General features: G+C 50.0%; 25 protein-coding genes. 12 read left to right on the forward strand and 13 right to left on the reverse strand.

The window, feature by feature from the left end; all coding sequences use genetic code 11:
• Window positions 1–12: 12 nt before the first annotated feature.
• Both H6F93_RS27135 and hetZ read right to left on the reverse strand, forming a co-directional pair.
• The gene (locus tag H6F93_RS27135; RefSeq protein ID WP_199314063.1) at window positions 13–795 is read right to left on the reverse strand and encodes a hypothetical protein; all 783 of its coding nucleotides are present in this window, start codon (window positions 793–795) and stop codon (window positions 13–15) included.
• Between the two features lie 268 nt (window positions 796–1,063).
• Complete coding sequence (gene hetZ / locus H6F93_RS27140) at window positions 1,064–2,206, reverse strand: heterocyst differentiation protein HetZ (protein ID WP_190641374.1); 1,143 nt, start codon at window positions 2,204–2,206, stop codon at window positions 1,064–1,066.
• 317 nt (window positions 2,207–2,523) lie between these two features.
• On the opposite strand from hetZ, the gene H6F93_RS27145 reads away from it, so the two are divergent.
• The gene (locus tag H6F93_RS27145) at window positions 2,524–2,997 is read left to right on the forward strand and encodes a hypothetical protein (RefSeq protein ID WP_190641373.1); all 474 of its coding nucleotides are present in this window, start codon (window positions 2,524–2,526) and stop codon (window positions 2,995–2,997) included.
• Between the two features lie 40 nt (window positions 2,998–3,037).
• Window positions 3,038–3,457: a VOC family protein gene (locus H6F93_RS27150; protein WP_190687702.1), complete on the forward strand. Its 420-nt coding sequence runs from the start codon at window positions 3,038–3,040 to the stop codon at window positions 3,455–3,457.
• A 200-nt stretch (window positions 3,458–3,657) separates the two neighbouring features.
• Here H6F93_RS27150 and recG read toward each other — a convergent pair whose 3' ends face one another.
• The 4 genes from recG to rpsB all read right to left on the reverse strand — a co-directional run bounded on the left by recG (window position 3,658) and on the right by rpsB (window position 8,996).
• Window positions 3,658–6,174: an ATP-dependent DNA helicase RecG gene (gene recG, locus H6F93_RS27155; RefSeq protein WP_190687706.1), complete on the reverse strand. Its 2,517-nt coding sequence runs from the start codon at window positions 6,172–6,174 to the stop codon at window positions 3,658–3,660.
• 25 nt (window positions 6,175–6,199) lie between these two features.
• The gene (locus tag H6F93_RS27160; protein WP_190687708.1) at window positions 6,200–7,309 is read right to left on the reverse strand and encodes a primosomal protein; all 1,110 of its coding nucleotides are present in this window, start codon (window positions 7,307–7,309) and stop codon (window positions 6,200–6,202) included.
• Between the two features lie 131 nt (window positions 7,310–7,440).
• Entirely contained in the window at window positions 7,441–8,100 is a 660-nt protein-coding gene (tsf, locus tag H6F93_RS27165) for a translation elongation factor Ts (protein WP_190641369.1), read from the reverse strand.
• 104 nt (window positions 8,101–8,204) lie between these two features.
• Window positions 8,205–8,996 carry a 30S ribosomal protein S2 gene (gene rpsB, locus H6F93_RS27170; RefSeq protein ID WP_190641368.1) on the reverse strand — a complete coding sequence of 264 codons (792 nt, stop codon included), beginning with the start codon at window positions 8,994–8,996 and terminating at the stop codon, window positions 8,205–8,207.
• Window positions 8,997–9,170: 174 nt separating this feature from the next.
• Here rpsB and H6F93_RS27175 point away from each other — a divergent pair, with 174 nt between their 5' ends.
• Window positions 9,171–10,994, forward strand: a complete 1,824-nt coding sequence (locus tag H6F93_RS27175; RefSeq protein ID WP_190687712.1) for an ABC transporter ATP-binding protein — start codon at window positions 9,171–9,173, stop codon at window positions 10,992–10,994.
• A gap of 68 nt (window positions 10,995–11,062) precedes the next feature.
• Here the strand turns inward: H6F93_RS27175 and H6F93_RS27180 are convergent, their stop codons facing one another.
• Both H6F93_RS27180 and btpA read right to left on the reverse strand, forming a co-directional pair.
• Window positions 11,063–11,995: a vitamin K epoxide reductase family protein gene (locus tag H6F93_RS27180; RefSeq protein WP_190687716.1), complete on the reverse strand. Its 933-nt coding sequence runs from the start codon at window positions 11,993–11,995 to the stop codon at window positions 11,063–11,065.
• Between the two features lie 126 nt (window positions 11,996–12,121).
• Window positions 12,122–12,979: a photosystem I biogenesis protein BtpA gene (gene btpA, locus H6F93_RS27185; protein ID WP_190687718.1), complete on the reverse strand. Its 858-nt coding sequence runs from the start codon at window positions 12,977–12,979 to the stop codon at window positions 12,122–12,124.
• 471 nt (window positions 12,980–13,450) lie between these two features.
• Here btpA and rimO point away from each other — a divergent pair, with 471 nt between their 5' ends.
• From rimO to H6F93_RS27200, 3 genes are all read left to right on the forward strand, one after another.
• A complete protein-coding gene (rimO, locus tag H6F93_RS27190) occupies window positions 13,451–14,818 on the forward strand; it encodes a 30S ribosomal protein S12 methylthiotransferase RimO (protein ID WP_190687721.1) in 1,368 nt (455 codons plus the stop codon).
• Between the two features lie 9 nt (window positions 14,819–14,827).
• Window positions 14,828–16,288, forward strand: a complete 1,461-nt coding sequence (locus tag H6F93_RS27195) for a DEAD/DEAH box helicase (protein WP_190687724.1) — start codon at window positions 14,828–14,830, stop codon at window positions 16,286–16,288.
• 139 nt (window positions 16,289–16,427) lie between these two features.
• Entirely contained in the window at window positions 16,428–17,216 is a 789-nt protein-coding gene (locus H6F93_RS27200; protein WP_190687727.1) for an exonuclease domain-containing protein, read from the forward strand.
• Between the two features lie 6 nt (window positions 17,217–17,222).
• Here the strand turns inward: H6F93_RS27200 and H6F93_RS27205 are convergent, their stop codons facing one another.
• Entirely contained in the window at window positions 17,223–17,831 is a 609-nt protein-coding gene (locus tag H6F93_RS27205; protein WP_190687730.1) for an FAD-binding domain-containing protein, read from the reverse strand.
• A gap of 80 nt (window positions 17,832–17,911) precedes the next feature.
• On the opposite strand from H6F93_RS27205, the gene H6F93_RS27210 reads away from it, so the two are divergent.
• Genes H6F93_RS27210 through smpB form a run of 3 tightly spaced genes read left to right on the forward strand, consistent with a single transcriptional unit; the run spans window position 17,912 to window position 19,309 of the window.
• Window positions 17,912–18,505, forward strand: coding sequence for an HD domain-containing protein (locus tag H6F93_RS27210; RefSeq protein WP_190687733.1), 594 nt, complete (start codon window positions 17,912–17,914; stop codon window positions 18,503–18,505).
• Between the two features lie 45 nt (window positions 18,506–18,550).
• Entirely contained in the window at window positions 18,551–18,817 is a 267-nt protein-coding gene (locus H6F93_RS27215; RefSeq protein ID WP_190687735.1) for a YciI family protein, read from the forward strand.
• Window positions 18,818–18,841: 24 nt separating this feature from the next.
• Window positions 18,842–19,309, forward strand: coding sequence for an SsrA-binding protein SmpB (gene smpB / locus H6F93_RS27220; RefSeq protein WP_190687738.1), 468 nt, complete (start codon window positions 18,842–18,844; stop codon window positions 19,307–19,309).
• Between the two features lie 3 nt (window positions 19,310–19,312).
• Here the strand turns inward: smpB and H6F93_RS27225 are convergent, their stop codons facing one another.
• Both H6F93_RS27225 and H6F93_RS27230 read right to left on the reverse strand, forming a co-directional pair.
• Window positions 19,313–20,713: an IctB family putative bicarbonate transporter gene (locus H6F93_RS27225; protein ID WP_190641357.1), complete on the reverse strand. Its 1,401-nt coding sequence runs from the start codon at window positions 20,711–20,713 to the stop codon at window positions 19,313–19,315.
• A 323-nt stretch (window positions 20,714–21,036) separates the two neighbouring features.
• Window positions 21,037–22,419 (reverse strand): UDP-N-acetylmuramoyl-tripeptide--D-alanyl-D-alanine ligase, encoded by a 1,383-nt coding sequence (locus H6F93_RS27230; RefSeq protein WP_190687742.1) that lies wholly within the window; start codon window positions 22,417–22,419, stop codon window positions 21,037–21,039.
• A gap of 238 nt (window positions 22,420–22,657) precedes the next feature.
• On the opposite strand from H6F93_RS27230, the gene gmk reads away from it, so the two are divergent.
• Window positions 22,658–23,221, forward strand: a complete 564-nt coding sequence (gmk, locus tag H6F93_RS27235; RefSeq protein ID WP_190641355.1) for a guanylate kinase — start codon at window positions 22,658–22,660, stop codon at window positions 23,219–23,221.
• 64 nt (window positions 23,222–23,285) lie between these two features.
• Here the strand turns inward: gmk and labA are convergent, their stop codons facing one another.
• Both labA and H6F93_RS27245 read right to left on the reverse strand, forming a co-directional pair.
• Window positions 23,286–23,804, reverse strand: coding sequence for a low amplitude/bright protein LabA (gene labA, locus H6F93_RS27240; protein WP_190641354.1), 519 nt, complete (start codon window positions 23,802–23,804; stop codon window positions 23,286–23,288).
• A 657-nt stretch (window positions 23,805–24,461) separates the two neighbouring features.
• Entirely contained in the window at window positions 24,462–25,340 is an 879-nt protein-coding gene (locus H6F93_RS27245) for a sulfurtransferase (protein WP_190687745.1), read from the reverse strand.
• Window positions 25,341–25,408: 68 nt separating this feature from the next.
• On the opposite strand from H6F93_RS27245, the gene H6F93_RS27250 reads away from it, so the two are divergent.
• Together H6F93_RS27250 and H6F93_RS27255 are read left to right on the forward strand one after the other, a co-directional pair.
• Window positions 25,409–26,272 carry a tRNA (5-methylaminomethyl-2-thiouridine)(34)-methyltransferase MnmD gene (locus H6F93_RS27250; RefSeq protein WP_190687748.1) on the forward strand — a complete coding sequence of 288 codons (864 nt, stop codon included), beginning with the start codon at window positions 25,409–25,411 and terminating at the stop codon, window positions 26,270–26,272.
• A 39-nt stretch (window positions 26,273–26,311) separates the two neighbouring features.
• The gene (locus H6F93_RS27255; protein ID WP_190687751.1) at window positions 26,312–26,866 is read left to right on the forward strand and encodes a 2'-5' RNA ligase family protein; all 555 of its coding nucleotides are present in this window, start codon (window positions 26,312–26,314) and stop codon (window positions 26,864–26,866) included.
• Window positions 26,867–26,879: the final 13 nt, after the last annotated feature.

A 26,879-nucleotide genomic window follows, 5' to 3' on the forward strand; every position in this document is an offset into this window, starting at 1 on the left:
CCCTCACTTGCATTACTCCGCTTCAGTGACAAACCGAATGGCAAAGACCAGCGGAGACAGGTTTGCCCCATCCAGGCGAACTTCCAGGCGATTGGTTTGTCCTGGTTCTGGGTCAGGGATTTCAACGCTGAGGCTGCCAGGGTTAGACCGCTGGGCGATCGCCTCGGCATCAGCACCTTGAAACTGGAGACTACCAGGGCAAGGTAACACACCTTGTACCCGCAGTCGTCCTGTGCTGATTTGGTACTCAGCCGTGAGCGTCAATGCTCCTGCTGCGGTCTGCCACTGGCGCTCTATTTGAGGTTGGCTGGGCGACACGGTCAGCGTTAGAGATTCGATAATTTCACGAGCAGCAATCAGCGACAACGCCATGCGTTGAGCCGGAGTTGCAACATCATAGTCGCTCGGAAAACCTTCCTGGAGGCGAGACGGTTGGGAAGCCACAGCCGCAGAACGGCTGGGCGAAGCAAGTACCAATCCGGCTAACTGGTTGAGCGCGTTAGACTGCCCTGGAAACAGGGATTCTACCGCCTGGACTAACTTTGCACCTTCCCGCAGTGAAGTTTGCACCACTTCCTGGCACTGCTCTAGCAAATTTGCCAGAATGGTTTCAGGCATGGGAATGGGAAGGCTGAGATTTTGAAGCTGAGTCGTCCAAAAATAAGCCGGAACTACGTCAGGTGTCGCTGAGTCGAAGTACTCGCAAACCTCTGTCTCCCAGGGGAATAGAGGAGGCTTGTGTTCGATTTCAGCCCGTAAACGGCGCTGAATCAAAGCATGAAAACGATCTTGCACGGCAGGTCTATCTCCCGATTCAAATAATTGACTCTCTCCAGGGGAAAATGAGTACCCTGAAAAGAAAAAACGATTCGATCCGTTGAATTGGCTTGGCGGGATGCTAACCTCTTCCGAATCGAGTGGATCTGAGTCATTTAATTGCTGCTCGGCTGCCCCAAACTTATCTAAACCAGTCTCTTGACTAGAATCCCCTGATGGCCTTGAAAAGTTTGGATTAGGTTCCTGTAGCAGCCAAGCCAGCAAGTTTTTTATGGCTTCTGTATCCCTATTCATCGGTTGATGCACCTGCTCCGGATACTAAATTATTTCGTATTTCCCAAGCTTGCTCTAATAGTTTCGACCATTGTTTCTGAACCTGTGTGGCAGTGCAGCCCAAGGCTTGGGCGATCGCCCCATCAGCTAACCTCTTTTGCTTTAAGCGCAAAAGCTCAAGCTGTTGTGGTGTAATTCTATCCTGGAGTAATTGCCACTGCTGTGGCGTTAAACCAAAGTTACGTTCTAGGTCGGCTTCTAGCCATTGATGCACCAATTCCCAGTGATGCGAGAGCGCAAACCGGATCAGATGATACTTAAACCGCTGCTGAAGATAATCTCGCTGGCGGGGCGTGAGCTTGAGAATTGCCTCAATTTCATTCGCAGGCAAGTCTTGTAGTCTCAACGCAAAGTAGTCTGCACAGTCGGTCTGCTGCCGCTCTTCCAGGTAGTTCATCAATTCTGCAATGACTGCATGACGCAGCACATCCTCCGCAGGTTCAGGTTCTTGAGCCACCATTTGCTCTCGCACCTGCTGCACTGAGGCAGTTCCCCAACCCCGCTCATTTTCACCGGACATGCCTTCGGCGGCTTGCTCCATATCCACGGAGGTTTCGGGCGGCTGCTGCTGGGAGAAGGTCTGTGCCCGCAGAATGATGAGCTGCTGACTGCGACGACCCGGCAATGGAATCCGCCGTTTGCCATAGCGCTCGGTGAAAGCCATGTATTCAGACAGTTCCAGGAGCGATCGCGGCCGATAGGTCGCGGGCATCTGGTTTTCTCGTCGAAACGCGTTCAGCGCTTCAATATAGAAACCCTGGAGGAAGTCTTCAATCAGCGTTAGCCGAGCCTGATAGCTGGACTGCACCTGGGGTGGGGTAATGTAGCGGTAAATCACTGCACTCAGGGTACTGTGCAGTTCTACCCGTCCCCGCTGGGAGCCTAGCTGATAGTACTTCAAACATTGCTTCGAGCGATGTCGAGCTAATGTGACTGACCAGGTTTCTACTTCTCCAGAGGCTTGAATACGCCTACTTTCTGAACAAATACGGGTGACTTCCCCCGTGAGCCGGGTGGCAACATCTCGACAGTTCTGCTCAGACGCTTGAGTGGACTGTTTTAATTCATCAAACAGTAGGTTAAAAATCGCCTCCACGCTCTAGACGTTCTCCCCCTGACGGTAAATTGCTACAAAGAAGCTAACACAATCAAACGCGATCGCCACTATATCTGATCCCCCTCATTCACCAGAATCCGGACTAAATGGCACAGTTTTTGGCACTTAATTCTGCTTTGCAAGCAATTGGCAAGGATTAATCAGCCGTTGCAAGTATAGACTACTCCAACTTTTTTTGATGGGAATAGTCTATAGAAGGATGTGTTTGAATGACAAAAGTGCAGCTGTAGAAAGGCGATCGCTTCTGACTGAATCAGTCTAGACTGGGAAGGCAGGAGCCTTTTGCCACCGTCATCATGGACTTAGACCAGCAACTTCAGGAACTGATTGACCATGCGCCCCCTGACGGCACAACTCCGGGAATTGTTCAAACCATTGCACCTGCACTCAAGCTGATTGCAGCCCAGCTTAAGCACCTCGAATATTACGTTCTGCAAACTCTTGATCAGGGTTGGGTAATGACAACGTTGAGCAACCGCAATCAGCCCGATGTTGAGAAAAATGTCATTTACGCTTTTCCTACTCTTAAAGATGCGGCTTCTGGACCGAATTCACCCAAGAATCCAGAGGTGATTGTAATTCCCGTGCCCGTCACGCATATTTTGTTTCAGATGATGGCGATGAAGTCAGCAGATAGCATCATCTTTTTTGACACACCTGGCAATCTTGCTAGCGGCGTTGAGGTGAAGCGGACAGACTTACAGAATGTGATTCAATTGCAGTGGCAGCAGTCCCAACCAGCCCCTCAAGTGCCTCCTGACATTGCATAACCAGTCAATTGCTTAACCAGTCATTTAGGTAACTTCGAGAATGACCATTCGACCTTTCCACCTTGCTTTTCCCGTTAAAGATTTAGAAGCAACCAGAACTTTTTATGAGCAGGTTTTAGGCTGCACCATTGGTAGAACTTCTGACAAATGGATTGACTTTAACCTGTTTGGTCATCAGGTCACTGCGCATCTTAGCCCTGGCGAAGTAAGGGATGCTCAGGCAAATCAGGTTGACAACAAGAACGTGCCTGTGCGTCACTGGGGCGTGATTCTTGAGATGGAGCAGTGGAAGGAACTGGCTGAACGCCTGAAGCAGCAAAACATTCAGTTCGTCATCGAACCCTACGTTCGTTTTAAGGGAGAAGTAGGAGAGCAAGCTACTCTGTTTTTCCTTGACCCCAGTGGCAATGCGTTAGAATTCAAAGCCTTCCAGCACGACGAATCAATTTTTGCCTCCTAAAATCGTAGGTTGGGTGAAGCAAAGCGGAACCCAACGCCAAAATGCTTGCGATAGTGAGTTTTGCTGTATTTCATTCCTATTAGCTGTTTGCAGCTCATTCCCCCTAAGGGCGTAGCATTCGGGCAAGAATCTTTGGTTTGCTTCAAGGTTTATCTGCCGAATGCTGCGCCCCACAATAGGCGGTTGCTATTTAACCTTCTTCAAGTCAGAATTGCCCCACCCATAAGGCGACGATAGCGGTAGGTGAGTTCGGCTTTCATTAGTGACCAGCGATCCAAAGTGGGGTCTTTTTCAATCACTTTCTCTGCGGCTTCTCTGGCAAGTTCCAGCACTTCCTGATCTTCGACCAAACTAGCCAAGGCAAAATCGGGTAGACCTGATTGGCGGGTGCCCAACACTTCACCGGGTCCGCGAAAGCGCATATCCATTTCGGAGATAAAGAAGCCATCCTGGGATTGCTCTAGCACTTTTAGCCGCTGACGAGCTGTTTCGTTTTTAGAACTGCTCATTAGCAGGCAAAAGGACTGCGCTGCTCCTCGCCCGACCCGCCCCCGCAGTTGGTGAAGTTGGGAAAGTCCGAACCGCTCGGCGTGTTCAATCAGCATTACGGTGGCATTAGGAACGTCTACGCCAACTTCTACAACGGTGGTAGAAACCAAAATTTGGCTGTGGTTGTCCCGAAATTGGTTGATTGCTTCGTCCTTCTCAGCGGAAGTCATGCGTCCGTGCAGCAGACCGACCTGAAATTCAGGGAAGATGGTTTCCTGGAGCCGCTGATGTTCGTCGATCGCAGAGCGCAGGTCTAGCTTTTCAGATTCTTCGACCAACGGCAGTACAACGTAGACCTGCCTGCCCTGAGCGATTTCGCGGCGGATCAGGTCGTAGGCATGGGAGCGATCGCTTCCTCCCAAAACAGTTGTCTGAATTGCCTTACGTCCGGGCGGCAGTTCATCAATCTGGCTTACATCCAAGTCACCATGCATTGTCAGTGCTAACGTTCGGGGAATCGGAGTCGCTGTCATCGTCAACACGTGAGGATGATCTCCCTTTTGCTGAAGTCTAGCCCGCTGCTGTACGCCAAATCGATGCTGTTCATCAATTACGACCAGCCCAAGTTGCTGAAACTGAACCGGATCTTCAATTAGCGCATGAGTGCCGACCAATAGCGGTAGCGCTCCAGTTTCCAGATCTGCGTGAATTTGCCTGCGTTTGGCAGTTTTAGTAGAGCCAGTGAGCAATTCTACGGGCAGGTGCAGCAGGTTAAACCAACTGACCAACTTGCGGTAGTGCTGCTCTGCCAAAACTTCCGTAGGAGCCATCAGCGCTGCCTGGAAGCCCGACTGAATTGCTGCCAAAATTGCCACCACTGCCACTACCGTTTTGCCAGAGCCGACATCTCCCTGCACCAGACGATTCATCGGAGCAGGCTTTTGCAGATCGTTGAGGATATCGTTGACAACGCGCTGTTGAGCATCGGTGAAAGTGAAAGGCAAAACCTGATAGAAATTGTTAATTAGCTCACCCGTTGGCGCGAGAATAGCGGTAGTTTGCTCCTGACGCTGATTCATTCGACGTTTGAGCAAACCCAGTTGCAGATAAAAGAATTCGTCGAACACAAGTCGGCGACGGGCAGCATCCAAAGCTTCACCGCTAGGGGGAAAGTGAATGTGGGCGATCGCCTCCTGCACTCCAATCAGCCCATACTTATCGCGCAATGCTTCTGGCAACGGGTCTTGCAGGTTTGCCGCTGCTGGAATCGCTGCAACCACCGCTCGTCTCACTAGATCTGCTGCAACTCCCTCCGTCAACGAGTAAATGGGGACAACCCGCCCCACTTTCATCGATTCGATGGAACTGCCTGCATGGTCAATCACCTCAATTTGCGGGTCATCCAGCGTTACGCCGTACTTACTTTTTTTCACTAGCCCGGATGCCGCAACTACCGCACCAGGAGGATACATCCGCTTTTGCTGCTCTTGCCAACCGCGATTACGGTAACGAGTTCCGGCAAAAAATTTGCTGAGCTTAATTTGTCCTGTATGGTCGCGCACGATTAGCTCGAAAATGGTCAACTTGGCATTGCGCGGACTGTTGAAACAGGTGCAGCGCTTCACCGTGCCAACCAGCGTTACCGTTTCGCCCTCTGCCGCATCTCGAATGTTGACTTGGCGGGCGTAGTCAATATGGTCACGCGGGTAATAGTAGAGCAAATCCCGCACAGTAAAAATTTCTAGCTTTGCCAGTCGCTCGCTGTTCTTCGCACCGATTCCCGGCAAGTAAGTAACTGCCTGATCAAGCTCAATTTTGGTTCTTGGCTCAACTAGCGGAGCCGTACGAGGTAGCTTAGTTTTGGTCTTGGTTGCCTGAGAAGTTCTTGCAGAAGATTTTGAGCTGTGAAGATTCTCTGCCGAAGCTTCTTCCCCTTCCCCTAATCCCTGATCCCCCTTCCCCGACTCTAATTCCCGCCGCACCTGATATAGCGTTCGCCTTGTGTCTGCAACGAGATGTTGGCGTTGAGCAAAGGATAGGTCTGAATAGCTGGCAAAGCGGGTGGCGATCGCCTGCAAGCGCTGCTGTTCGGCGGGAGGCAACTCTACGGGCGGTCGATTCAGACTGAGGTTGAGAAATTCACTGAAGCGGTACTGGTTGCCCACCAGGTCATTGAAGCCTCGTTCAGCTTCAACGGACAAAGCTTTTTGCAATCGCAGCCAATCCATTTGTGCAATGCTTCCTCAAATGCAATTATTCCTCAAACCAGCTTGATCTCCAGGCATCTTCTGCTTCGGCGATCGCCCGTTCTCGCTGCTTTTTCTGATATTGTCGCCCCAACTGAACCAGTCGAGCCAAAAGGCTACGAATTTTGCTGCGCCAAGTCGAAAGGGTCGCATCGCTAAATTCAATCTCTGATAACCTTAGTTGAATCGCAATAATGTGAGTGACAGCAGATTCTTCCTCGTCATCGTCGTCTGTCTCTACCAGCAGATTCAGTAAGTTTGGCGGTCCGGAGACGGCTTCTGTCGCCAGTCCTGACTTGGCAGCCACTTCCAGAACAGGCTCAGGCAACTTGTCAGGCAGAATGGAGGCTTTTTGAAGCAGGCGATTTGCGGCGTGAGAAAGGGTTTGCAGCATTTCCACGATACCCTCTTCGATCCGCTCTTCCCAGTAGGCAATTGCCTCTGGGCTATCCAGAACGTCAATCGTTGCAGTCGGTTTCTGCTCTTCAGCGATCGGTGATTCCTCTTCAGAAGCAGACGTTACCTCAGGCGGTACATAAGCTTGAAATTCGGACTGTTCCGCTGAAACCTGATTTAAAGGCAGTTCTAACGGCTCAAACCCTGAAGGTTGAGGTTCTAAAGGCTGAGATTCTGAAATTTGGAATTCTAAGGTTTGAAATTCTGGAGTTTGAAGTTCTGCAACCGAAGCTTGAGGACTGTCAGGTGTGTCTGTTGCTTCCGTCTCATCGAAGTCCGTCTCATCGGATGCCATAGGATCAGACTTCACTTCATCAGACTCGACCTCATCTTCATCTATCTCATCTTCTTCCTCATCCGCAGAGGCGACTTCCAGATAGGCAGCTTCAATTAGTTCAACTAGTTGAACTTGGGCTTGCTGAACTAGCTTTTGCAGCGACTGCTGGAGATTTTGCCGCTGGCTAAAGGACAGTTTCAAAAAGCGCTCAGGATAGCCCTTAGTGCAAATGTGGTAGCTAGCCAGGATTAGCTGCTGGCGCACAGACTGCCCTAATTTGGTGAGATATTGATGGTAGGTGTCGTGAAATTCTTGGGCGATCGCCCTCACCCTCTCATCTAAAGCAGCAATATCTTGCTCAATTCGTTCAACTGCTCCCGCCATAGCCCTAAGCTCTCAAACCATTTCTAGAAAAACTACAAAAAAGACAGGTCATCAGCATCGCTAGACCTGCCTTTTTTACAACTCACGATTGGGATGCAAACCCAAATCCCTTGACCTAACGTAGCTAGCTGTTAAGCAGTACCCGTTTGGGCAGCAACTTCAGCCGCAAAATCGCTTTCTTCCTTCTCAATCCCTTCACCCAACACAAAACGAGAAAACCGGCGTACCTGAATGTTTTCACCCAGTTGAGCTACGTTTTGCTTAACTAGCTCTTCTACCGTGATGCTCTGATCTTTAATGTAGGGCTGGTCCAACAGAGATAGCTCTTTCAGGCGCTTCTCAATCCGCCCCTGAACAATCTTTTCGCGAATGTTAGCTGGCTTATTAGATAGGTCATCTCTGCCCATCTCAATCGCCTTTTCTTTTTCCGCAATTTCAGCCGGGATATCGCTCACCTTGACGTATTCAACGTTAGGAGTTGCGGCAATCTGCATTGCGATGTTTTGTACTAGCTCTTTGAAAGCCTGGTTCCGAGCTACAAAGTCGGTCTGGCAGTTTACTTCTACCAAAACGCCGACTCGTCCGCCCGTGTGAATGTAGCTGCCAACCAGTCCTTCTGCAGCAACCTTTCCAGCTTTCTTCTCAGCGGAGGTAATGCCCTTTTGTCGGAGCCATTCCGCTGCTTTGGTCATATCACCCTCGGTTTCTTGGAGGGCTTTTTTGCAGTCCATCATGCCTGCGCCCGTCTTTTCGCGCAGTTCCTTGACGAGTTTTGCAGATATCTCCGCCATTGTGCTTAGATCCCTCTACTTTAAAAATTTTGAGTTTTGAATTTTGAGTTTCGAGTAGTGCATGAAATCAAAACCCGAAACTCATCACTCAAAACTTACATGGACTAATCTTGCGATTCCTCTTCTTCCTCTTCGTCGGGGAAGTCACTCTCGTCGTATTCGTAGTCTCCCTCGGCACCTTCGTAATCCTCAAAGTCTTCTTCGGCTTCTAGCTGACCGTGACGGCCTTCATAGATTGCATCGGCTAAGCGACCCACTATTAGCTTAATGGACCGGATTGCATCATCGTTAGCGGGAATCGGAATATCTACAACATCAGGGTCGCAATTGGTGTCTAACAGCGAAACAATGGGAATTCCCAGTTTTTCGCATTCCTGGACAGCGTTGTATTCCCGCTTTTGGTCAACGATCAGTACGATGTCAGGAACTTTCCGCATCGCCTTGATGCCGCCGAGATACTTTTGCAGCTTCTCAAGCTCCCGGCGCAGCACAGATGCTTCTTTTTTAGGTAGAAGATCAAGCGCTCCGGTTTCCTGCCGACGCTCCAGTTCCTTAAGCCGATCAACGCGAGTTTTAATCGTCGCCCAGTTGGTTAGCATTCCGCCCAACCAACGCTGGTTGACATAGTAGGAACCGCAACGGGCTGCTTCTTGAGCAACGATCCCGGCTGCTTGGCGCTTGGTGCCCACAAATAAGACTTTTTTGCCTTGCTCAGAGGCAGTGCGCATGTAGGTGTAGGCCGATTCCATTAGCTGGGCGGTTTGCACCAAGTCAATGATGTGAACCCCATTTCGAGCCGTGTAGATGAAGGGCGACATCTTGGGATTCCAACGGCGAGTCTGGTGCCCAAAGTGAACTCCGGACTCCAAAAGTTGAGCCAAAGAAACGACTGGCATAAATTTTCCGAACTCCTTTCGGGTTATTCCTCCATCCGGGAGCATTTCTGAAAGTCAGAAACACCCGAAAACCCAGATGTGCGAATTTAGACAACTGTTCTAGGGTAGCACACAAAGTCCAACGGGCTGAAAGTCTATGCTGGAAAAGATAAGTGCGATCGCCCCCTTTCCTAAATGCCTGATTCTAGACGTGATCCCCAGACTCGATTCTGGGAAATGGTAGCCAACACGCCCCGCCTGGTTCGCCTGGTTTGGGATGCTGCTCCTCGCTGGCTGTTGCTCAATTTAGCCATTACTATACTGGGTGCCCTGATTCCAGTCGCACAACTCTACGTCAGCAAGCTAATTGTCGATCGGGTAATTAGTAGCCTGGGAAAACCTGACACCGACTGGATACCGCTTATTACCTTGGTGGGATTGGGCTTAGGGTTAGCCTGCCTGCAAGGGGGGTTGAGCAAATCAAAAGAGTATGTGTCTCGCATTTTGAATGACGAGTTTACGCTTCACGCCAACCATGTGTTGCTCCAGCAAGCAGTGCGGCTTGACCTGGCACACTATGAACTGCCGGATTTTTATGACACGCTCAGTCGTGCCCAGCAGAGCGGCAGCACTTACCCCGTCCGCGTTTTAGGAACGCTGAACTCCTTGATTGGGCAGGTCGTCAGCTTTGCCGGACTGCTAACCTTGCTGCTGAGTTTTAGCCCAGTAATTATGATGCTGCTGTTGCTCACTTCGGTGCCTGCCTTTTGGGTGGGGATCAGTTTTTCGGGACGGCGATTTTGGATGTTGCGTCACCAAACCCAGAGCGGGCGGTTAGCAGACTACCTGCAAACGGTGCTGCTCAACCAGAAATATGTGAAGGAAGTACGACTGTTTAACCTGAGCCAACATTTGCTTGACCAGTGGCAAACGATTCGGGCTGGCTTTAATGAAGAGTCGAGGGCACTGGCAGCTAAGCAAAACTCGGTGCGCTTTGGAATTGGGGCGATCGCCAGTTTGGGCTTTTACGCAGCCTATGCCTGGGTAATTGTTCAAACGGTGCGAGGAGTGATTACAGTCGGCGATCTGACCATGTACTCTGGGGCGTTTCAGCAAGCGCAAACTCTGCTTCAGAGCATTTTGGAAAATGTGGCGCTGACCTACGAATACAACCTCTACGTGTCGCAGTTCTTTGAATTTCTCAACCTCAAGCCCGAAGTTGTTAGCCCGCCAAATTCTCTCGCTTTTCCTAACCCAATGCGGAAGGGGCTGCAATTACGAAACGTTACCTTCACCTATCCAGGGGCAACAGAACCAACATTACGCAACCTGAATTTAACCGTCAGTCCTGGAGAAAGCATTGCCCTGGTCGGGATCAATGGCGCAGGTAAAACCACGCTGCTTAAGCTTTTAACCCGATTCTATGATCTGGATTCTGGCGAAATCACTGTGGATGGCATTCCACTTCCCAGATTTGACTTGACTGACCTGCGGCGCAACATCGGCGTGATCTTTCAAGACTTTGCCCGCTACGACCTGAGTGTGCAGGACAACATCGGTTTTGGCGATTTGCGCGAACACACCAACCAACCGCGCATTCAGCAAGCCGCTAAAGATGCTGGGGCCGCTGAGATTATTGACAAGTTGGATTATGGCTACCAGACCATGCTGGGCAAGATCTTTCCGAATGGCACCGATCTCTCAGGTGGTCAGTGGCAAAAGGTGGGATTGGCGCGGGCATTTATGACCCCGGCGCAGATTTTGATCTTGGATGAACCGACAGCGGCTTTGGATGCGATCGCCGAATACGACTTATTCCAGCGATTTCGCCAACTCACCCAGGGCAAAATGACCTTTCTAGTCAGCCACCGTTTCTCTACCGTTCGCATGGCCGATCGCATCGTCGTCCTGGAACACGGTCGAATTGTCGAAATGGGCAGTCACGATGAGCTGATGGAACAGGGCGGACTCTATGAGCAAATGTTTAGCCTTCAGGCATCGAGTTATCAAGAAGGATAATGGGCAGAAAGCACAGAGGGGCAAACAGTCGTTTGCCCCTCTACGCAGAATTTCCAACTGCTTAACGACTAGTTTCTGAAATCTCGTGAACCTTGGTAGCCAGATGCATCAGCTAGCTGTTCCAGGGTTTGGGTACCACCGTAGTACTCCCCGTTGATTTCCCAGGTGGGATAGCCCGCCACATTATCAGAATTAGCTTGACAAAGAGCAGTCTGCGGATTTTGACCGCCCGGATCGCATTCTATGTAGGTAATCTGGGCCGCGGCCTCTTTCCCAAACAGTTGCTTTTGGTCGTTGCAGTGAGGGCACCACCAGGCTCCATACATCTTGGCTCCAATATCGGTAAGATGTTGAGCTAGAGCAATTTCAGATTGACCAGAAGTAGTAGTAATTGGGTCTCCGGGTTCGCCAGGAACTGACGAGGTTTCTGCGGTCACCGGGTTGTTAATACCGGAGTAAATTCCCAGCGTTCCAACCAGAGTCACCATACTGACCAGAACACCAGTGAACATAACTTGTCCTACATCGTCCCAGGAACGTCCCAACAGCGTCAGTGCCAGCAAGCTAACACTAAGGACAGCAGAGGTAATGCAGTATGGACAAACTGCCTGAATTTCGGCTGCCAACAGATACATCAGGTAAGCGCTGAATACTGTCATGGCAGCCGCTCCCACAAACAGCAATTGCCACGTCCAGTTCTCTAGGTTTTGGCGAAGTTCACGATTTCTATCGGGACTAATGGCGAGCGGAGCCAGCGCCATTATGCCCATGCTGGTGTATGCCAGGAAGCCAAACAGGGTTAGGGGTAGTCCAAAAACAGTTGCGTAAGGGCTGGACAGCACCTGACCACATCCAGCAGCACAGGAAGCAGGATCGCCTAACAGCTTGAGGGCAGTAAGGTAAGCTGTTCCCAACGCACCCACTGAGGCGATCGCCGCAATCAGGTACCGAGCATTGCGCTGAATCCAGGGGGCTTCACGTCGGCGGCTTGTACGACTCATAAGGTTTCACTCTAAAACTTGCGTCAAGGTTGTCTTAAAGACCACAATTTGAACCAGTCTGACTGATCTATTCTGGCTCAAACTGCCTCAGTACGTAATACCAATTCTCTCCAAGGCTGCATAACCCTATTCCAAATAAGACGGAACTGCAACCGACGAAATTGGCTGAGACTGAGCCTTCTCTGAAACGCTGCGTCGCATCGCTTCAACAAACTGGCTGACGCGAATCGGGTCAATCGGCTGCTCGATCTTGCCGCGACGTTTGAGCGAACTGGAGACAATTACACCACTAGCCGCCTGAATTAGTCGTGGAATATTTTCCCAAGTTGCCCCACTGCCTATGAATACAGGAGTTCCATTGGCGGCAGCGCTGGCTAGCTCCAGATCTTCCAGGCTAGGTGGGCTACCTGTTGCCCAGCCCGATAGAATCACGCCATCTGCCAACCCCCGCTCGATCGTCTCCTGCACAGCCGTCGTCAGGTTGGGGGAACCTAGCGGACGGGCATGTTTGACCAGCACGTCTGCCAAAATTTTTACATCACTGCCCAACTCACGTCGATAGCGTAACAGTTGGTGAGCTTGCCCCTCGATCAATCCCTGGTCGGTTGCCATAACACCGGTCAGGACGTTGACGCGGATAAATTGAGCATTGACGCAAGTGGCGATCGCCAGTGCGCTTCGAGCATCATTTCGCAGTACATTAATCCCGATTGGCAGCGTTACCATGTGCATCAGCCGTTGCACCACCAAGCTCATGGCGCTCACAACTGCGGGATCAACACAATCCTTGGCAAATGGCGCATCAAAAAAGTTTTCTACGATGATGCCATCTACCCCACCCGAAGCAAGTGCAGTCGCTTCTTGCTCAGCTCGGTCGATAACGGCTTTGAGACTCCCGCCCCACCGAGGAGAAGTGGGTAGGGGCAAAAGGTGAACAACACCAATAACAGGATTTGCGGTCTTGAAAATCTGATTTAAGTCCACGTTTCTAGAATCGGACTCAGTGCTATTGAACAGTTGGTAAAAAAGATGCACGAACGATCTTTGGTCGTTTGCGCTTACAACCTACTCTAACAGCGAATGCACCCGTGCAAATAGTCCATCCTCAATCGGCAAGCTGCTAAATTTGCGACTCTTTCAGAACGTGATGTCCAAACGACAATAGACTTAAAGCACTGCACCCACCCAGAGTTAGACAATAAGGTTGAATAATTTGAGATTTGTGTAGTTATGTTGTGCAATCTGCGTTAAGATGGCAACAGCAGCCTCGATAGATGCGATTGCGATTTAGTGATATCTGTTTAGCACTGAGTGTTTCAAAGAGCGTTTAAGCTTGAACGTTTAACACTGAGAAATGTAGATATCCCGATGTAGGGGCTGGTTTATAGATTGAGCGATCGCCACATACTCGCACCTGAAACTCTTATTCACCCCTAATCACTGAACGTTAACTGCATGGGCAACAAGCCAGTCATCGCCGTCTCCCACTTGGGCTGCGAAAAAAACAGAATAGACACCGAACATATGCTGGGACTGCTAGTCGGTGCAGGCTATGAGGTAGACAGCAATGAGGAACTGGCGGATTTCGTCATCGTCAACACCTGTAGCTTCATCCAGGCAGCACGAGAAGAGTCTGTCCGCACCCTGGTAGAATTAGCAGAAGCAGACAAAAAGATTGTGATCACAGGCTGCATGGCACAGCACTTTCAGCAAGAGCTGTTGGATGAATTGCCTGAGGCCGTTGCAGTTGTTGGGACTGGAGACTATCACAAAATTGTTGAGGTGCTCCAACGGGCTGAAGCCGGAGAGCGCGTCAAAGAGGTTTCTGCCGAGCCAGTTTACATTGCTGATGAAACAACTCCTCGCTATCGCACAACGACCGAAGGAGTTGCTTATCTGCGTGTAGCAGAAGGGTGCGACTATCGATGTGCGTTTTGCATCATTCCTCACCTGAGGGGGAAGCAGCGATCGCGCTCCATTGAGTCCATCGTCGCAGAAGCCAAACAGTTTGCCGCAGAAGGGGTGCAGGAGATCATTCTGATTTCTCAAATTACCACCAACTACGGTTTAGACCTCTATGGCGAACCCAAGCTTGCTGAGTTATTGCGAGCTTTGGGCGAGGTCGATGTTCCCTGGATTCGGATGCACTATGCCTATCCGACCGGATTAACCCCCAAAGTCATTGAAGCAATCCAGGAAACGCCCAACGTTCTTCCGTATCTAGACTTGCCGCTTCAGCACTCTCACCCAGAAGTGCTGCGGGCAATGAACCGCCCCTGGCAAGGACAGGTAAATGATGTCATCATTGAACGGATCAAAGCAGCATTGCCCCAAGCTGTTTTACGAACGACCTTCATTGTGGGCTTCCCTGGCGAAACTGAACTGCATTTTGAACATTTGATGCAGTTCGTCCAACGGCATCAGTTTGACCATGTTGGCGTGTTTACCTTCTCTCCCGAAGAAGGTACGCCTGCACACTCTCTGCCTAACCAACTGCCCCAAACCGTAATGGAGGCAAGGCGAGATGCGCTGATGCAAATTCAGCAGCCGATTTCTCTTCAACGGAATCAGGCTGAGATTGACAAAGTTGTTGATGTCTTGATTGAACAAGAAAATCCGCAAACCGGAGAACTCATTGGCCGGTCTGCCCGATTTGCCCCAGAGGTAGATGGATTGGTTTACGTTCAGGGAGAAGCGCGGTTGGGATCAATCGTGCCAGTAGCGGTTACCGCTGCTGATATCTACGACCTTTACGGTTACGTCGCTGACACCAAAACGCAATTGAGAGGCGCGCTCAGCCGTGTCTCTACAAGTACATTCTAAGGAGACTCGATGACCCTTTCCTTCAATAGCTTAGGTCTGTCTGAGGCGCGTGTGCGTCTTCTCGAAAAGCTGGGTTTCACAGCCCCAACTACTATTCAGGCACAAGCGATCCCCCACCTTCTTTCAGGTCGAGATGTAGTAGGTCAGGCACAGACAGGCACAGGCAAAACTGCCGCCTTCTCCCTACCACTACTAGAGCAAATTGACGTTAGCAATTCTGCAACTCAGGCTCTGATTCTGACCCCGACTCGTGAGTTGGCAGTTCAAGTTTGCCAATCTATTCGCAGTTTCTCGGAAGACCGTAGACTTCACATCATGGCTGTCTATGGTGGACAAGCGATCGATCGCCAGATTCAACGGCTTCATCGCGGTGTTCAAATCATTGTCGGTACACCTGGACGAGTACTTGACCTGCTCAGCCGAGGCGACCTGAAGCTCAACCAGTTGAATTGGCTCGTTCTAGACGAAGCCGATGAAATGCTCAATATGGGCTTTATTCAGGACGTTGAGAAGATCCTGAGTCAGGCTCCCGGAGAGCGGCAGACTGCGTTTTTCTCAGCCACAATGGAGCCTTCGATTCGGGAATTAGCGACCAAGTTTTTGCGATCGCCCGTTACGGTTACCGTTGAGCAGCCTAAAGCTGCCCCCACCCGCATCAACCAGATTGCTTACATGGTGCCACGCGGCTGGACAAAAGCTAGAGCTTTGCAGCCCATTTTGGAATTGGAAGATCCCGAATCAGCGCTGATTTTCGTTCGCACCCGTCGCGCGGCGGCTGAATTGACCCGTCAGCTACAGGCTGCTGGTCATAGTGTTGATGAATATCACGGCGACCTCAGCCAATCTCAGCGAGAGCGTCTATTGCTGCGCTTCCGTCAGCGTCAGGTGCGCTGGGTAGTAGCAACCGACATTGCTGCCCGGGGACTGCACGTCGAAGACCTGACCCACGTTGTCAACTATGACCTGCCTGATAGCGTCGAGAACTATGTTCACCGCATCGGTCGGACTGGACGTGCTGGTAAAGAGGGAACTGCGATCTCGATCGTTCAACCCCTTGATAAGCGCAAGCTAAAAGACATCGAGCGGCACATTCGCCAGCGCCTTGAGCTTGGCACGATCCCCACTCGCGCTCAGATTGAAGCACAACACCTGGAGAAATTGCAGACTCAAGTCCGCGAAGCACTTTCGGGTGAACGGATGGCATCCTTCTTGCCAATCGTGGCAAAGCTGAGTGAGGAGTATGATCCCCACACAATCGCCGCTGCTGCATTGCAAATGGCCTATGACCAGACTCGCCCTGCTTGGATGCGTGTTGATCAAGGCTTCTCTGAAGATGCGATGAGCGACGAGCCAAGACGCGGTTCTAGAGACAGGGACAGAGATAGAGATAGAGATAGGGACAGAGAGCAGCCCGTTAAATCGAAACCGATTAAGCGATCGCAGCACACCTCTGCTTCTCCTCAGAAGTAAGATTGAATAATGGCTAACTAGTAATGGGTAATGGGTTGTTGTGATCCATTACCCATTATTTGTAAGAAGTGACAAACGTTGAGTGTAGGCATTGCTCACTCGACTGAGTAACTTCCAACAATAAGGAGATGGGGATCAGGTGCTTTCAAAGGAACTGCTTAGCTACTATCGTCAGGTCAGCCAGCAAACGCTGACAGTAGTTGATGTAGAAACAACAGGAAGCATTGCCACCGCAAATCGAATTACTGAAATATCGGTTCTGCAAGCAACTCTGGCAGAAGGGGTTTTGCACCAACAAACTGATTTAATCAATCCTGAAACTCCGATCCCTGAAAAAATTGTTCAGTTCACGGGGATCACCCAAGAAATGGTCAGTCAGGCTCCTGTAGCAGCTGATGTGTTGCCATCCTACCTTCCTCTTTTGAGTGAAGGAGTCCTGACGGCGCACAACCTGGAATTTGACTATCCGTTTTTGCGGGCAGAGTTTGCCCGAATGGGAAAAGCTTTTATCCGTCCTGAAGACCAGCAGCTTTGTACCGTGCAGCTTTCGCGCCTGATGCTGCCCGATTTGCCGTCACGCAGCTTGCCTAATCTGGTGAGATATTTTCAGTTTAAGGTCGGCAAATCTCATCGGGCTGAGGCAGATACCCTTGCCTGCTGGCTGTTGGCGGAACGGTTGCTCACCGAAATTGTAAATGAGCCAGATGAGTTGCTGTTAGCTCGTTTTGCTAAGCAGAGAATTCCTCTGAAGTACGTCGCTAAACTGTTGGACTGCTCCTCAAAAACAGCTCAATCTCGACTTGAAGCAGCTGGGATTCATTCTCGTAAAGTAGGGCGCGGCAGAGACGTGACAACGATGTATCAGCGAGGCGAAGTGGAGCAGTTTTTTTACGACCAGCAGGGAGATAGTCAGTTGTCAATGCTGTAAGCCACTTCAAGGCAACAGACTCAGCTGAGTTACACCATCTGATGTTTTTGATTTCTTCGATCGCCTCTTAGATTGGTGGGGCTTGATCTCCACGTGCGCCACAAACCAGGTACGAAGAGCGATCGCCCCTTCTATATCCAACGCATCTAAGTCGAGCGGCAACGGAAACATATCAATATCCGGCAACTTTGCCCAACCGATCTCACTATTAAATCGCTCTGCCCCGAACGGGATCACCGATTTGGGCAGTCGTGCCAAATGCGGGATCACGTTTTCCTGGTTCATAAAAATCTGACGCTGTTGCTGAAGCTGCTGTACTCGTCGCTGACGAGCCGCTTTGTACTTCAGGATAGGAGCAGGATAACCCTTGATCCCCAAAGGGGAACCTAGCGCGGCAGCGGGTAACTTTGCCAGTTCTGGCACCCATTGTTTGATAAATGCACCCTCGGGATCACAGCGATCAACGGTAACTTGCTCTGAGTTGTAAATTCTTGTCCAGGTTTTATCGACGCAGTGCGTTACACCCGCTTGCATCGCCCATTGATAGTGGTCAATCGGACAATCGCCGTCAATAAGATGATGCATAAAGTGCAGTGCGCCAAACCGCCAGTCCATTCCCAGCAAAGCGATCGCCCATTCCCAACTCCCTCCACCGACTCTGATATTCTAATGGCGTTGAATTCCAAAGGCTTAACGTGCAAACCGATCGACTTTCTCAGCAAATCCAGTTCATCATCGAAATTGACAAGCTTAAGGGAATTTTGCGCCAGACTTTATTAGTTGATGAATCGCGGCGAGAAAACAGTGCAGAACATTCCTGGCATCTGGCACTGATGGCAGTTTTGCTAATTGAGTATGCGCCTGCGGGGGTTGACCTGCTCTCTGCGATCAAGATGCTGCTGATCCACGATCTGGTTGAAATCGATGCGGGAGATACGTTTTGCTACGACTTACAGGGAAACGAAACTAAGGCAGAACGAGAAATACAGGCGGCGACTCGGCTGTTTGGGCTATTACCACCAGAACAAAGCGTTGAGTTGAAGAAAATTTGGCAAGAATTTGAGGCGCAAGAAACCGCTACAGCGAAATTTGCAGCCGCTCTAGATCGCTTGCAGCCTGTATTGCATAATCAGCAAACGAGAGGGGGCACCTGGCAAATCCACAACATTCATCGCGCTCAGGTTCAGCAGCGGGTCAGCCCCATTGAAACAGGTGCACCTGAGCTATGGCCATTTGTGCAGAAGTTGTTGGACGACTGCGTTGCAGCAGGCTATCTCTCCCCCGCCTGAGTCCCGTTCAGGTTATCCTGGATTTCGGTAGAAAAAAGCCATCTTATGCCTTGGTTTGTCAAAATTGAAAAGGGTATCGTAGACAAATCTACTTTTGATTGCTCTGTTCCCGCTCACAAATCTTACGTCAAAGACCTGATTGCCAAAGGACATGAAGCACGGACAGGTTATTGGGCGGAGTTTGGCGGTGGAATGCTGTTATTTAAGGCAGATTCACTAGAACAGGCAAAGGCGATCGTTGCTCAAGATCCCTTAGTCCAAAATGGTTGCGTCGCTTATGAATTACACGAGTGGCGCATTGTAGTTGAGTAAATTTATCTCTCCACAGCGTGCGTAATGAGTGATAGTAGTGACGGTTACAAAATTGTTAGCGATAATCGCCAGGCCCGTTTTCTCTATGAGATTTTAGAGACTTACGAAGCAGGGATTGAGCTAAGGGGAACCGAAGTTAAGTCGATTCGGCAGGGCAAGATTAACCTGCGAGATGGCTATGCGTTGATTCGTAATGGTGAAGCATGGCTATACAACGTGCATATTTCACCGCACGAAAGTGCCAGTCAGATATTCAATCATGATCCACGTCGCACTCGGAAGCTGCTGCTGCACAGGCAGGAGATTCGTAAGCTGATTGGGCAAGTTGAGCAAAAAGGACTGACTCTAGTGCCGTTGAAGGTTTACCTCAAACGGGGCTGGCTGAAGGTAACGATCGCCTTGGGCAGAGGTAAGAAGCTGCACGACAAGCGCGAAGACCTGAAACGTAAGCAGGAGAAGCGCGAAATCGATCGGGCAGTAAAGAATTACTAGGCGTTAGGCTGCTTCAGCATTCTCAAAAGTTTGGTCTTCAACGATCGCCCTTGACGGCATGTAGTAGCTAGCAATCAGCGCCACCATCAACCACCACAGGGTGCTGACTTGGGGGCGGTACCAAACTGTATCGACTAAGCCGTGGGCCAACATTCCGCAGAGAGTGGCGATTGCTGCCATTAACCAGAATCCTTCACGGCTGTTGAATTTACGGAGTCGCCGAAGTTGAAGCCAGCCCTGATTGAGCGTGACTAACAGCAGCCAGATGAAGCAGCTCAGTCCAATGAAACCAGTTTCGACTGCAATTTCTAGGAAGACGGAGTAGGCACTTAAAGCCGTGTAGCCTGCTCGCTGATAGCGTGGATAAACCCGATTAAAAGCTTCGTTGCCAGGACCAATTCCTAGTATGGGGCGATCGCGAATCATATTCTGAACCGCAGCCCAAACATTGAGGCGGAAGTTATTGCTGCTGTCTTCCCGCCCGGCAAAGATACTGAGGAAGCGATCGCGCAGTTGAGGAACCGAAAATACGGACACAATTACAAACGCAGTCGAAACGCCCAACACAATCGGAATTGCCCAGGGTCGCCAGACTCGCGGTAAATAGACGCTGTACCAGTAAACCAGCAAGATCATCAGCACAAAGCCAGCGATCACAAAGCCGATCCATCCGCCCCGACTAAAGGTCAAAACCAGACAGGCGGAATTGACCAGCGCCATCACGACTGCCAATGCCTTAGGCAGCCAGCCCTTCCAGGCAAAAACTGCTGCGGCGCTAAGCATCGAGGCAGGCAACAGATAAGCGGCTAACAGGTTTGGATTACCTAGATAGCTGTAGACCCGAGTTGTGCCCGCTAGCGTAGATTCGGCATCGACCCAAGTTGCCAGGGCTGCTGCTCCAAAAAACCATTGCCGGATGCCGCCGACACCCACTACCAGAGCAGTTAGTAGGTAGCCTGTGATCAGCAAAGAACGGAGTCGGGGCGATCGCAGCACTTTTGCCAGCAACACAAACAGCAGCAGATACAGCGTTAGTTTAATTAGCCCTGAAAGAGCATCTGCTCTAACGGGTGAAATGGCTGTGGCGATTACTGCAATTCCCCAGTAGAGCAATACCAGCAGGTGAATCGGGGTCAACCCCGTTCCTGATTCATCGGAAAGGGTTAACAACACCCAAAATCCGGCACAGGCGATCAGCAAAACCCCAATGAGTGTAGTTGAGACGAAGGGTGCGAAGGCAAGAACGGCGATCGCCAACAGCGTCCCAATCAAGTCTGCCTGCTGCATCAGCCAGCTACTTCGCCGCCATTCTCTTAGTAGCCCAACTAGCCGATGTGCATAGCTCGCATCGCCCCAACGGGCAGGCGATAAATTTGTCAAAGTAATCTGTTGCCAGACATTCATAAAAGATGTTGTGAGGTGTTGCGTGATGCGGCGTTGAACTCAAAAGACTTGCTGTTGTAGCTTCTTCATCATGTGTTTTAGAGAATATATCACCGTTTGAGACCCGAGGTGGATTTGAGATCTCGTGTTCAAACAGACAATTGAGGCACAGTGTATGACTAGCTAACCTGCAACTGGCGACCGTTGAAACAAGACGATCAGGACTGCGGTGATGGTGCAGTTTGTCCACCTTGTAATTAATCTGCAATAGCGCGACTTCCAACCGAACTATTTTGGAGGTAGAACTTCTCCTATTGCAGAATAGCCCTGGGTAAAAGCACAAGTTAGATTTGCTGAGTCAGAGTGACTGATTTGAGTTGATCCACAACTTGATCCAACCCTACAGCACGGGATGCTTTAAATAGCAGGCGATCGCCCGGTTTCACAAAGCTCTTGAGTCTCTCCAAAAGTGCCGCATGACTGAGAAATTTTTCCACTGGCACTGTTTTTGCACCTGCTGCCATTGCTTCAGACTCTGCCTCTTCCGCCAAAATCAGCAGATGATCCAGACGAAGCTGATGGACAACGGTACCAACTTGATGGTGCAGCTCTAGAGAGCGATCGCCCAGTTCTTTCATCGTGCCTAAAACTGCGATATGACGCTGTCCTGGTGTTTGAGCCAGCAGGTGTAATGCTGCTGTCATTGATTCCACGCCTGCGTTGTATGTTTCATCCAGGATGACGATGTCATTAGGCAAGTTATACCGCTGTGCCCGTCCTTTTGGTAATTCCAGGGTCAACCCTTGGGTCAGTGGCGTCCAGTTGACCTGAAGCACCTGAGCAACAGCCAGTGCCGCTAAATAATTCAGCGCATTATGGCGACCAGGCAGAGGCAGCGGGAATGCCATTTCACCAACTTGGAGGGTTTGCGAGTCGAGTAGTTGCCCCTGTACGTCTCCTCCCTCCAGCCCAAAGGTGACTGTTTTTCCTTGCCATACCTGTGCTGCTGTTTCGAGCAAACGGATATTGTCGTGGTTGAGAATGGCGATCCCCGTCGAGGGCATTTCTGCCAGCAGTTCACATTTTGCATTGGCGATCGCTTGCTCAGAACCAAGCCGCTCAATGTGTGCAGTGCCAACGTTAGTAATTACAGCAATATCAGGTCGGGCAATCTGGGTGAGTAAAGCAATTTCGCCGCTGCCTCTCATTCCCATCTCGATGACGGCATAATCATGATCTTGCCCAAGCTGAAGCAGCGTTTTAGGTACCCCAATCTCATTGTTGTAGTTTGCCTGAGTTTTCAGTACGCATCCTTGAGTCGCTAAGACAGCCGCAATTAATTCTTTGGTCGTAGTTTTGCCTACAGAGCCAGTTACCGCAACCACTGGGATCGTGAACTGCTCGCGCCACCAGCGGGCGATCGCCTGATAAGCTGCCAGCGTATCCTCAACGACTAGCAGCGGTATTTCTGTATGTGTACCTAATCCCGATATCACCGACTGCCGGTCGACAATTGTGGCGATCGAGCCTTGCTGAAGGGCTGCCTCAACAAATGTGTGTCCGTCAAACTGTTCGCCCCGTAGCGCCAAAAACAGTTCTCCTGCTCCGATATGGCGGCTGTCGGTTGTAATTCCCATCGCAATTTTTGCTAGTTCAGGCTCTGCTAGATTGAGCGGCTCTGCATCCAAAACTTCAACCAGTTGAGCAAGACTTGCACCAAAAGACATGCACTAAATCCTAAAACGGCTAGATGTGATCATACCGCTCCCCCAGACACCCTAAGACCTGGGTTTGAAGCTGTTTTATTTGGGAAGAAGCGTAGTCCTTCCTCGATAAAAGCAGGCTTCTAGAAGAAGCCCTAAAAATAAATTTGGGCAAAGATCGCGTTGTAGAGTTGTCAGACTATCCAAAGTTACATGAACATGGATAAATACTAAAACGGCGATCGAGTGGATAGGTTAAAACATGAGAGCAGGTAAACTGGTTGTTTTCACTGGACCAAGTGGCGTAGGCAAAGGCACGCTGCTGCGATCGCTTTTGCGTCGTCATCCCGACCTTTACTTTTCCATCTCCGTCACGACTCGTGCTCCGCGTCCCGGTGAGGTAGATGGACAACACTATTACTTTGTCAGCCGCCCTCAGTTTGACCAGATGGTTGCAGAAGGTGAATTGCTGGAGTGGGCTGAGTTTGCAGGTAATTGTTACGGCACTCCTCGTCGTCCAGTTGAGCAACAGATTCAGCAAGGGCGCTGGGTCGTGCTAGAAATCGAGCTAGAAGGGGCCAGGCAAATTCGCCAAACCTTTCCTGACGCACTGCGAATTTTTATCTTGCCGCCTTCATTGCAGGAATTAGAAAATCGCCTGCGCGATCGCGCCCAAGATTCAGAGCAGGCAATTTTGCGGCGGCTGAAACGAGCAGAAGCAGAACTCGAAGCAGTAGACGAATTTGACTTTCAGGTCGTTAACGACAACCTCGAAAAAGCGTTGGATCGGCTGGAAGCTGCTCTATTTTCTGCAGCAGCAATTTAGTTTTGGTTGTGAGTCATAGGGCATTGCCATTAGCGCAGTGCTCCATGACTCATTGAAAAATTCTTCAGCTATCGACCTTTTCAATATGCTTGCGAATATCATTTAAATCAATATAGCGATCCGTAGCATTGCGGAGTTCTCTAGCAATCATTCCTTCTGTGGATACTACAGTGATATGTGTATTCTTGGAACGCAGTAACTCGATCGCTCGCTCAAAATCGCCATCGCCGCTAAACAAAATGACGCGATCATATTGATCGACGGTATTAAACATGTCTACAACAATTTCAATATCTAAATTTGCTTTTTGCGAATAGCGGCCGGAATTATCGTCGTAATACTCTTTGAGAATTTTGTAACGGACAGTATATCCCAGGCTAATTAAAGCATCCCGAAAACCCCGTTGATCCTGCGGATCTTTTAGCCCGGTATACCAGAAGGCATTAACTAGCATTACATCAGGATCGTTCGTAAAATGCGATAACACCCTCCTGGGATCAAAAAACCAACCATTTTTTTGTTGAGCGTAGAACATATTGTTCCCGTCCACAAAGATCGAAAGACGGTTCATAGAAATAGACATAGAAACTTAGACCTAAAATTTTATAGCGGAGAGTTCGGCTAGAATGTTCAGTCCTAGCAGTTCGCTTTTAGAAACCTGCTAAATCTAATACTTTTGGCTCTATAAGTTAAATAACTAGGCTATGACCAAAGTATTCTAGCCCATCGATACTCAAGGCTATTGAGCCTTTTGATGCATCTGACTAAAAGCTGATTTTGCCCTGCGCTCGCAGCCTATTTGAGCTAACTGTAGCCATTGATGCTAACTGCAGCTATCGATCAATCTATTGAGTCTTGATTTAAAAATAAGTCTGCCTAAATTCGGATAGCAGAGCCGATTTATGTCATGTACAAAAATTGCTCCTGCCGTTTGCGATCGCCCATACGAACACAAGTTTGCTGATATTTTCCATATCCATCTGTAGTATCTGTAAGAGATAGGTTAGTAGATTGGTCTAGAAATTCTGCTACTAGAAAAGTAGCTATAGCGCACCTTTATTATAGGTATTTTATCCTGCTTCCTTCAAAGTCAGGAATTTTTTGGGATTGGAGTCAGCTGATGATGAAACTAGATTATTTTTAGATGTGAAAATTTAGCTTTCAGTTCCCAAAAGGGGGCAATCAAAGACTTTTCTGAGCAAAATGCAAACGCTCCTTACAGATCATCGGGAGAATTTCCTTAAAGATAAGAGCACCAATCGCTCCAGCTACCCGGATAAAGCTTTGCGTCTCTAATACCCGTCATCTCCAAGGAAAACAAATTGACACAAGCGGTGACCCCTGACCCGCAGTAGACAATGATCTCTTCTACATGCGCTAGCTCTGCCCAGTGCTGCTGTTGCTCAGCCAGAGAACGAACTTGCCCCTCACTCGTTGTCACCATTTGCCAGGGATAGTTGACGGCTCCTGGAATATGTCCTGCGATTGGGTCAATTGGTTCGCGTTCTCCTCGATAGCGATCGCCCTCCCGAGAGTCAACCAAAACAACTCCGGGACGATCTTTGCGCGATTTTACAGCTTCAATGTCGAGGATGCGATCGCCCTGTACGTGGGGCACAAAATTTCCCACTTTGGGTTCTGGGATGGCATCGCTGGCCGGATAATTTGCCTGCCAATTGCTAAAGCCACCCTCTAAAATTACGACATGCTCGTGTCCTAAGTAGCGTAATAGCCACCAAAAACGGGCAGCAAAGGCAAAGCGGGAATCATCATAAGCAACCACCAGAGTTGGTTCACCTAAGTTTTCCGAATCAGGATTTTCCGAACTGCCATTGCTTGAATGGACTCCAATCGCTCTCAGCTTTTCTGTCAGAGTGCCCACATCGGGTAGGGGATGCCGCCCACCATGCTGACCAACGGGACCAGACAGATCCCGATTCAGGTCAAAATAGTATGCACCCGGAATGTGGCTTTCCTGGTACTGGCGTTGTCCTAACTCTGGATCAGCTAGCGAGAATCGGCAGTCGGCGATCGCCACCTGAGGATCATCCAAATGCTCATACAGCCATTCCGCAGAAACAACCCCACTCACTAACTGATCTCGGTGATCAATATCCATATTTCATAACCGTTTAATCCAAGCTGATATTCTAAACCGCATGGCTGCGGTTACAACAGCGATGCAAGATGGTAAATTTCCAGCCTCAACTAACGGCAGACGGTTCGTTCACCTTCTTTTCAGCCGAATTTGACGAAGCCTTTCACAGTCGTCAGGGGGCAAGACTAGAAGCTGAGCAAAAGTTCATTCAACCGACCCAATTAGCGCTAAAGGCACAGCAGCCAACGGTCAGCATTCTCGATGTTTGTTATGGATTAGGCTACAACACAGCTGCTGCGTTAGAAACGATTTGGGCAGTCAATCCGGCTTGCCAGGTAGAGTGGGTCGGGCTGGAACTAAACCCAGAGGTTTCCAAAGCAGCGATCGCCCACAACTTGCTAGCGGGTTGGGCTGATCCGATTCCGCAACTGTTGAATGCGATCGCCGCTGATCTGAAGTGGAAAAGCGATCGTCTGCACGCTCAACTGCTGCTGGGTGATGCACGCCAAACGATTCAACGAATTCGTCAGGCTGGTTTCCGCGCTGATGCAATTTTCCTTGATCCCTTCTCTCCACCCCACTGTCCCCAGCTTTGGACAGTAGAATTTTTGGCGCATGTCGCGGGCTGTCTCAAGCCTGATGGAAAATTAGCAACTTACTCCTGTGCAGCAGCCGTGCGAACTGCGTTAGTCGAGGCAGGTCTGCAAATTAGCTCAACTCCAGGAGTGGGAAGGCGATCGCCCGGTACCCTCGCCAGTTTTGCCCCCCTGCCAACCCTATCTGTTCAAGACCGGGAACATCTGCTAACGCGGGCTGCTATTCCCTATCGAGATCCAACCCTTACCGCCACCGCGTCAGAGATCCTGCAACAGCGGCAAATCGAACAACAAACCTGCTCATTAGAATCAACCTCTCAGTGGAAGAAAAGGTGGTGGGGAAAGGATGAGCAATGAAAGAAGGATATTAAAAATAATACACTTCGCCAATTCCCTATGAAATCTGATGCGTCTAATCCCCGGTTTTTTGTTGCGCTATTGCCACCGTTGGAGGTTCAGGAGTATGCCAGTCAGGTGATTCAGGAGTTGGGCGATCGCTACCAGACGCGCACTTCCAAATCTCCGCCCCATGTCACTTTACAACCGCCTTTCCAATGGCAACTCCAGCACATTGCTCGGCTAGAACAGGCTTTAAGGGAATTTGCTAACCAGCAGTCACAGGTGCCAGTTGCTCTGTCTGGATTTGGAGCGTTTGCACCGCGAGTTCTCTATATCAACGTGCTAAAGACGGTCGAACTGCTGGCGCTACAAACAGCTTTGGCAACCCATTTAGAGGAAACGCTAGAGATTGTTGATCCCAAATCTAATCGCGCCTTTTCGCCCCATCTCACCGTTGCCTCTCGAAATCTCACCCGACAAACGTTTAAGCAAGCCTGGACAGAGTTGCAAATGCGCCAGGTAGAGTTTGAGTTTGTGGGCGATCGCCTTACTCTTTTGATCCACGACGGTCAACGCTGGCAAATTCGGTCAGAATTTCCGTTTCATCTGTAATTTCTGAGATTTT

It is taken from the genome of Leptolyngbya sp. FACHB-671, assembly GCF_014695745.1.
Lineage (GTDB): Bacteria > Cyanobacteriota > Cyanobacteriia > Elainellales > Elainellaceae > JAAUTN01.